This window comes from Alkalinema pantanalense CENA528, assembly GCF_050753345.1.
GTDB classification, from domain to species: Bacteria; Cyanobacteriota; Cyanobacteriia; order Leptolyngbyales; family Leptolyngbyaceae; genus Alkalinema; species Alkalinema pantanalense.
Genome location: NZ_JBLZFX010000068.1, coordinates 25740 through 32751 on the forward strand (window position 1 = coordinate 25740; position 7012 = coordinate 32751).

8 protein-coding genes are annotated in these 7012 nt (G+C 48.4%); 5 read left to right on the forward strand and 3 right to left on the reverse strand.

The window, feature by feature from the left end:
• The first annotated feature begins 336 nt into the window (after window positions 1–336).
• Together ACN4EG_RS18995 and xth are read left to right on the forward strand one after the other, a co-directional pair.
• Window positions 337–1707 carry a protein kinase domain-containing protein gene (locus tag ACN4EG_RS18995; RefSeq protein ID WP_431631753.1) on the forward strand — a complete coding sequence of 457 codons (1371 nt, stop codon included), beginning with the start codon at window positions 337–339 and terminating at the stop codon, window positions 1705–1707.
• A 332-nt stretch (window positions 1708–2039) separates the two neighbouring features.
• Window positions 2040–2825, forward strand: a complete 786-nt coding sequence (gene xth, locus ACN4EG_RS19000) for an exodeoxyribonuclease III (protein ID WP_431631754.1) — start codon at window positions 2040–2042, stop codon at window positions 2823–2825.
• 39 nt (window positions 2826–2864) lie between these two features.
• Here xth and ACN4EG_RS19005 read toward each other — a convergent pair whose 3' ends face one another.
• Window positions 2865–3671 carry a TIGR00297 family protein gene (locus tag ACN4EG_RS19005; RefSeq protein ID WP_431631755.1) on the reverse strand — a complete coding sequence of 269 codons (807 nt, stop codon included), beginning with the start codon at window positions 3669–3671 and terminating at the stop codon, window positions 2865–2867.
• A 202-nt stretch (window positions 3672–3873) separates the two neighbouring features.
• Here ACN4EG_RS19005 and ACN4EG_RS19010 point away from each other — a divergent pair, with 202 nt between their 5' ends.
• Entirely contained in the window at window positions 3874–4344 is a 471-nt protein-coding gene (locus ACN4EG_RS19010; protein WP_431631756.1) for a VOC family protein, read from the forward strand.
• Here the strand turns inward: ACN4EG_RS19010 and ACN4EG_RS19015 are convergent.
• Window positions 4299–5000 carry an esterase/lipase family protein gene (locus ACN4EG_RS19015; protein WP_431631757.1) on the reverse strand — a complete coding sequence of 234 codons (702 nt, stop codon included), beginning with the start codon at window positions 4998–5000 and terminating at the stop codon, window positions 4299–4301. The two genes, ACN4EG_RS19010 and ACN4EG_RS19015, sit on opposite strands and share 46 nt — an antisense overlap.
• 53 nt (window positions 5001–5053) lie before the next feature.
• Complete coding sequence (locus tag ACN4EG_RS19020) at window positions 5054–5590, reverse strand: hypothetical protein (protein ID WP_431631758.1); 537 nt, start codon at window positions 5588–5590, stop codon at window positions 5054–5056.
• 143 nt (window positions 5591–5733) lie between these two features.
• On the opposite strand from ACN4EG_RS19020, the gene ACN4EG_RS19025 reads away from it, so the two are divergent.
• Window positions 5734–6555, forward strand: coding sequence for a hypothetical protein (locus tag ACN4EG_RS19025; protein ID WP_431631759.1), 822 nt, complete (start codon window positions 5734–5736; stop codon window positions 6553–6555).
• 217 nt (window positions 6556–6772) lie between these two features.
• On the forward strand, window positions 6773–7012 hold a 240-nt coding region (locus ACN4EG_RS19030), incomplete at its 3' end, for a hypothetical protein (protein ID WP_431631760.1).

A 7012-nucleotide genomic window follows, 5' to 3' on the forward strand; every position in this document is an offset into this window, starting at 1 on the left:
TGGATTGCCTGATCTTGAGGCTATCGTTTTGAGGGGATGGAGGGTTTTTGGCTCACCTATTTGTTGCAACGGATTTTGATTAGGAAATTGACGAACTCTTCGGTTCGGAGAACAAACAGCTAGGTTAGGATGGGTTGGGCAAGTATGCTTTTTATGCAAACTATATAGTTAGTTCACTTTCGTTTACTAATATTTCATTCACAACCTATATTTGCGATTCTTTGAGTAATTTGGGTTTCAATGGGTCGATTATCGGGAATAATGCCTTCAGAAAGCAAAATTCGTGATATTTAATTTGATATTTGTTCTTCAGTCGTGTTTCGCTGACATAATCGTGTGATTACTTTGACTCTGCTGCATCCAGTGCAATCAACCCCAGTCCAAAGCTGGTCGTTTGAGCACGAGTCCATTATCCGGGTCGGTCGATCGACGGATAACCAGGTGATTTTGTATAGTGCAGTGGTTTCGCGCCACCATGTCGAGTTGCGCTGTGCCAATGGACAGTGGGAAATTGTCAGCCTGGGGGCCAATGGAACCTACGTTGATGGGAAGCGAGTGGTTCGGGTACCTGTGCAGCATGGCATGGTATTTCGTTTGGCACGATCGGGGCCGAATCTTCAGGTTCAAATCCTCCCTGCTGTTAAAAATGTTGTGACCCATCCGACAGGGGCGGATACGCGGGCGATCACACCGCCGCCACCCCCCCCACCCCTGCGCCCCATTTCGTCTCCGATCTCGGAGGATAAGTCTGTTCATCCGATGGAGCAAAGCGCTGCCGATCAGTTTACCCGGCTGGTTGATGACGACGAGGAGACGACTGCATCGCTGACGGAAGATGGGGATGCACCAGGTGAGGAAAAGTCTGATCATCAGGCTGTTAGTGATGAGCAACTATTTGACCTGACGACGGGACACCCCATCAAGGTATTGCAAACGATCGGTTCCTATCAAGTACTTAAGGAACTCGGTCGAGGCGATACTGGAATAACCTATTTGGCTTGGTGCAATGGCCAAACGGTTGTCCTAAAAACTTTGAATGCTGAATGGCTTGCTCATCCGGAAGCTCTGAAGCAGTTTGAGCAACAGTCGCAGGTTCTGCGAGGGCTCAATCATCCTGGAATTCCGCGAGAGTTGGACTATTTAACCTGCGATCGTCAACCCTATCGTGTGATGGAAATGGTCTATGGCCGAAGCCTTGCGGATCACGTGACTCAGCAAGGGCCATTGCCCACGGCAGAGGCAATTTCTTACAGTCTGGAAGTTTGTGATATCTTGGACTATCTACACCATCAGCCAGAGCCTGTAGTGCATGGTGATATTCAGCCCAAGCATTTAATCCAACGATCGGTGTTGCGATCGGGGCAATCCATCACGTTGATTGACTGGGGAACGGTGCGGCATTTAGGCTGGGAAACCGATCGTTATTTTAGTGGCATTGGCTATATGGCTCCCGATTTTCAGGAGCATCAGATGTCGCCGTTGAGTGATTTGTATGCGTTGGGAACAACCTTAGCCTTTTTGTTATCTGGCACCGATCCGAGTCAGTTCTATAGCCATGCAGAACAAGGGTATCGCTTCTATCCTGAACGGTTGTCAGGGCTCAGTGCGGAGATGGTCAATTTGCTGCGTAAGTTAACCGAGCCGAATCCTCACGATCGCTATCAGTCGGTTCGTGAGGTCGCTCAAGCACTGCGGCAAATTATTTAGGTTTCTCGTTACTAGGTTGCTAGGTTGCTCGTTGCACGTTATCAAGCTGCTGGGATAATACCAAATCAACTGGTGATTGCAACACATAACGATCCCCCTAAATCCCCCTTAAAAAGGGGGATTTTGAAAGAATTTGCCTGAATTCCCCCCTTTTTAAGGGGGGCTAGGGGGGATCGGATCTGTGGCATTAATTAATCAATTTGGTACAACAGTGGTGAGATTAGTGCAGATGGGTTGACCGACTCGGTCGATCGCTTGCCCTGAGGCCCACTCCTCGGTAGGGTATTGAGGTTGTATTTGCGATCGTCGGGTTGCGATCGAATGGGTTGCCGATGAAAATTGCCACTTGGAATGTGAATTCAATTCGCACACGTCTTGCCCATGCGACGCAGTGGTTAGAAACCAGTGGGGTTGATCTCCTCTGTGTGCAGGAAACCAAAGTGGTGGATGAGTCTTTTCCCCATGGGCCGTTTCAGGAGATGGGTTATCAAACCTACATTTACGGACAGAAAAGTTATAACGGTGTGGCCCTGATTGCCAAATCTCCGATTGAAGATGTGCGTTTGGGATTTTCTGGCGTATTATCGGCGGAGCTAGTGGGGGATTTGGACGATCAAAAACGGGTGATTAGTGCGGTGATTAACGGGGTGCGGGTTGTTAATCTCTATGTGCCCAATGGATCGGCGATCGGCAGTGAGAAATATGAATATAAGCTGCGTTGGTTAAAGCTGCTGAAACAGTATTTAGAAACTTTGTTGCAAACGGATTCCGACCTTTTAGTGTGTGGTGATTTCAATATTGCGCTCGAAGATATTGACATTCACGATCCTAAAAAGCGTGAGACCCATATTATGTCTTCGGATACGGAACGGGAGGCATTGCGATCGGTGCTATCGATCGGCCTTCAGGATGTGTTTCGCAAATTCACGCAGGAAGGCGGACACTTTAGTTGGTGGGATTATCGGGCGGCTTCCTTTCGGCGCAATGCGGGTTGGCGCATCGATCACCACTACGTTACAGCAGGGCTATACGATCGGGCGATCAGTTGCACGATCGATAAAGCTCCCCGTGAATTGGAGCAACCGAGCGATCACACTCCAGTGATTGTGGAGTTTTAAGGTGATTGTGGAGTTTCAAAAAAGGTGAAGCAGGGGCTTTTAGTGAAATAACAAAAGCCCTAACCCGATCGCAACTAACGCACCAATTAAAGTATTAATCACATTCACTAACTCATTTGTTAACCAAGAAAACTGCGTCTGCAAGGTTGCCCCAATCACGCTTTCCAGGTTCGTCGCCACAAATGCAGCTAGGACACAAATGGCAATGCCGATCGGGTACTGGTGGGGTACTAAACCTAAGCCCCAACCCACCAGGGCAATCACTAAAGAGGCCAAAATTCCCGCGATCGTGCCTTCGAGACTAACGGCTCCTTCGGTTCCCCGGGGGACAGGTTTTAGCGTAGTGATGAGGAATGTTCGTTTCCCGTAGGCTTTGCCAATTTCACTGGCACAGGTATCGGACAGCTTGGTGGCCATGCTTGCGGTATAGCCCAACAGCAGAAGCGGAGGCAACAAGGTCGCCCAAGCAGGTAACTGGCCGAATTGCATCAGTTCTCGGTAGTTCCAGACCTTCAGCATCCAAAAGGCGATCGCGCAGATTGTTGCTACTAAAGCTGAACCCCAAACGTTTTCTGGTCCCCGTGCGCCCGATCGTTTTTCCGCAATACCCGCTGCTTCTTTTTCTGCCATACCGATGCGGGTGACGGCGGATCCCAGCAGGAAATACACCATCATTAGCGTGTAGCCCTGCCAGCCTAAACAGCCGTAAAGTAATACGCCCAAGACCCAAGCGTGGATCGTGCCTTCCAGCGTGAGCAACTTTTTAGGGGATAGGTAGGCTGGGACAAGCAAAGCGAGGTTAATTGCGATGCCCGTCAGCCAAGGGTTGAGTAAAAAGTTAGGCATGGAACGGCAGACCCTCAACGCAGCGTACACAATAAACGTAGCGTACACAATACAGGTCGGCTACACAATATAAATCGACTACATGGGTCAGCTACACAATATATCAGCTACACAATATGAGTTGGCTATGTAATATCGGTCAGCGACGCAACCTTGTAGTCCTCATCTACTCATGCCCTTCTATTCACGCACGATGAATTTGATGATGATTAATTCTACAGCGATCCAATCCACCGTATTTCACGTTGCTTTTCCAGTCAGCAATATTCCTGATACCAAAGCCTTTTATGTCGATGGGCTGGGCTGTGGGTTGGGGCGGGAAAATCGCCATTGTGTGATTTTGAACTTGGGGGGGAATCAATTGGTTGCCCATGTGACCCAGGAACCCCTCCTGCCCCAAAAGGCCATCTATCCCCGCCACTTTGGCTTAATTTTTTCCAATGAAGCGGATTGGCAAGCATTACTCGATCGATCGCTTGCGCAGGGCTTAAAGTTCCGTGAGACCGCCAAGCGACGCTTTCCAGGACTGCCCCTGGAACATGTGACGTTTTTCCTAGAAGACCCCTTTTATAACGTATTGGAATTTAAATACTACGTTCACCCGGAAGCGATTTTTGGCAGTCAGAACTACGAGCAAATTGGCGATCGGGATGTGGTGTCGGGTTCAGTTTGAGGGTGAGTTTGCAGCGATCGCAGATCTTCCTGCAACGCTTGGCGGACCGCGGTGATCACCCGATCGTCGCTGACCATCCAGGCATGGACTAGGACAGGAATCGAGACATTGTGCGCGATCGGCAAAACGGAACTGTGGGCCGGGACAATCATGGCATCGAAGGGTGTCCAAATGGAGGTGAAATTGAGGTCTGCCAATTGCTGAAGCTGTTCATTTAGCCCATTGAGGAAGGCGCTATTGGGTCGCATTTGGATCGAACCGGGGCGTAGGCTGCCGTAGGCGATCAGGGTGCCTTGGTGGGGAGAGGCGATCGTCACAAACCGTTGTACCCGTGCTAAGCCGCCGAGCCGTTGCAGGTAGTAGCGACTGACAATGCCCCCCATGCTGAAGCCGACGAGATCGAAGGGGCGATCGGCGGGTAAGTTGGCCTCTACAAAGGTCTGCAACTGTTGCGCCAGGTCTTCGAGGGAGGCATCGCCATTGGCGGGAATTAAATCCAAACTGTAAACCGTCCAGCCCTGTTTTTGGAGGCTGGTAGTCATTTTGTTGAAAACGCTACAGGTATCCCACATGCCATGGACTAAGACAACGGGAGTGCGATCGGTGGGAGCGGGATGAGGCTCGATCGGGGGTTGTTCAGCGGGAAAGGGGGGCATGGGTGATTGGGGTGGCAGGGTTGACCGGGATGTGATTACAAAATGATTTCAGTTTAATTGTCCCGTTGTTGCCAGCGATCGCGGAGCCGTTGCAGACCAGTTTTGCAAGCGACATAGGCGGGAAGTTGATAATGCTCGACGAGGAGCCAAGCGGCGATCAGACAATGCAACCCAAAGGTGACATCCCCCCACAGCAGGGAGAACGATCTCCAAGTTAAGCCCTCCAAGGGCGGAAAAATGTAGGCACAGAGCCAGATCAGTTCAGCGGGGATCAGCAGGAAAAACAGACTCACAACCCAAATGAGGATGGTCACATCTGCGTTGCGTTGGGAGAGCGGTTGCCAGCGGTGACCCAACCAGCGCCAGCCCATGGGTTGCAAGCCTCCTTCTAGGCGGATGATCTGCTGTTCTAGGTTGGCAGTGAAGAGTTGCCGACAGAATTCGCAGGCAAAGGCATCCATCATGACCATCGATCGCAGTTGACCATGGCGGCAGACGGGGCAGAGATAGGAGTCTTCTAGGGTTAGGTGGCGGTGCTTGGGGGAAGCTCCAAGCGATCGGAAGGGCCAGAAGGAAGGGGGAAATCGCATCGACAGTCAGTTATCCCGTTAATCAATCATCCCGTTTCGGGTTGAGTTATTCAAATTCTATTGTGTCATCCTTTTAATGATTTTCTTCATATTCCAAAAGTAAAATAGCTCAGTGAGTGCCAACCAGATTGCGGGAAACACCTATGAAAATATATTGCGATTTAACAGCACGAATGAAATCGTTGTTCGGTTTTATCCATAGGAAAGAAGTTACTATAACAAACCTTTCAGATTTACAAGCAAACCCAATTAAACCCCTCTGTGATACCTGGCGTTGGCATCAAGAATTAGGAGGATGGCTAATTTCTCTAGTGTTTGACGAAGGCGATACTGCTGTCATGAATTGCTTTCAAGAATGGGACAAATCTCGGATGATTCAGGCTGTTCAGAGCTTCCATCAGCAATTTCCAGAGGCTCAAAACCTGATTAATCAATGGTTTGTGAGTCAACTTAAGAAGACTTTGAACAGTTTTGATCAATGGATGCGTGTTTGGAAGGTAGAGATCGTGGGGCAAAATTTGTCTTCGGGAAAGAGGGCTGTAAAACTTTGTTTGGAGTGGGATCCCAAACAACAGTATCAAGATTTCATGGCTAAGGTGTTGCAACAAGTTCAAACCTATTCGGGTGCCGTTTCAGTCATTACGATTTATACAGATATGTTGGTTTATACCAGAACTGAAGACTCTCCTCATCAAGTAGTGCATGGATGGATTAGAGGATATGCAAAATTCAGAATTTCACCGCTTGAAGAGTATAGAGTTTTGCATATCTATTGCACTTTATTTTGTCGAAATTCTCCCGAGTTAGAAGATAATCAAGAACTATTTCACCTGAATCAACCTATTTTATCTGAGTCTCTCAAAGCCTGGGAGCAGGAGTTTGGTGAAATCAATGCAGATGATGGATTATATGGGATGTATCGCCATGGCTTTCTGCCTTGGCCGGAAAATTTATGTGCAGATTAACCCAAGGAGCTGGAATTTTCCATGGAAAAAGATGTTTGTATTTGTCATAATGCCTGCGATCGGGATGTTGAAGAAAATGTACAGTGATTGTCATCAAAGATATATGCACTATTAAGATAATTGAGCTTGTTTAGTATGCTCGATCGGCTCAATGAAAGAGATGAATATTCCAAGAATAAAATGTTTAAGTAATTACTAACAAAGCTGTGAGGAAATAATGATAACAAACATTCTCAAATTACAAGCACGACTAAAATCATTATTTGGTTTGCTCCCAGAAAAAACAACAAGCATAAAAGACCTCTCCGATTTGCAAGCCCCACCCGCAGAACCGCTGCGTGACACTTGGCGCTTAGTGGTGCAGAAAACTCAGGGCAGTCTCATCATGAGAATCGGAGCACTTGGGCAAATTCAATATGCTCCTCTAAAACACGACGTTTACGCCGGGATGCACAGG

Coding starts and splice junctions, on each gene's coding strand:
- xth (WP_431631754.1), top strand. CDS start 2,040: ATGAAAATTGCCACTTGGAATGTGAATTCAATTCGCACACGTCTTGCC.
- ACN4EG_RS19025 (WP_431631759.1), top strand. CDS start 5,734: ATGAAAATATATTGCGATTTAACAGCACGAATGAAATCGTTGTTCGGT.
- ACN4EG_RS19010 (WP_431631756.1), top strand. CDS start 3,874: ATGATGATTAATTCTACAGCGATCCAATCCACCGTATTTCACGTTGCT.
- ACN4EG_RS19005 (WP_431631755.1), bottom strand. CDS start 3,671: ATGCCTAACTTTTTACTCAACCCTTGGCTGACGGGCATCGCAATTAAC.
- ACN4EG_RS19015 (WP_431631757.1), bottom strand. CDS start 5,000: ATGCCCCCCTTTCCCGCTGAACAACCCCCGATCGAGCCTCATCCCGCT.
- ACN4EG_RS19020 (WP_431631758.1), bottom strand. CDS start 5,590: ATGCGATTTCCCCCTTCCTTCTGGCCCTTCCGATCGCTTGGAGCTTCC.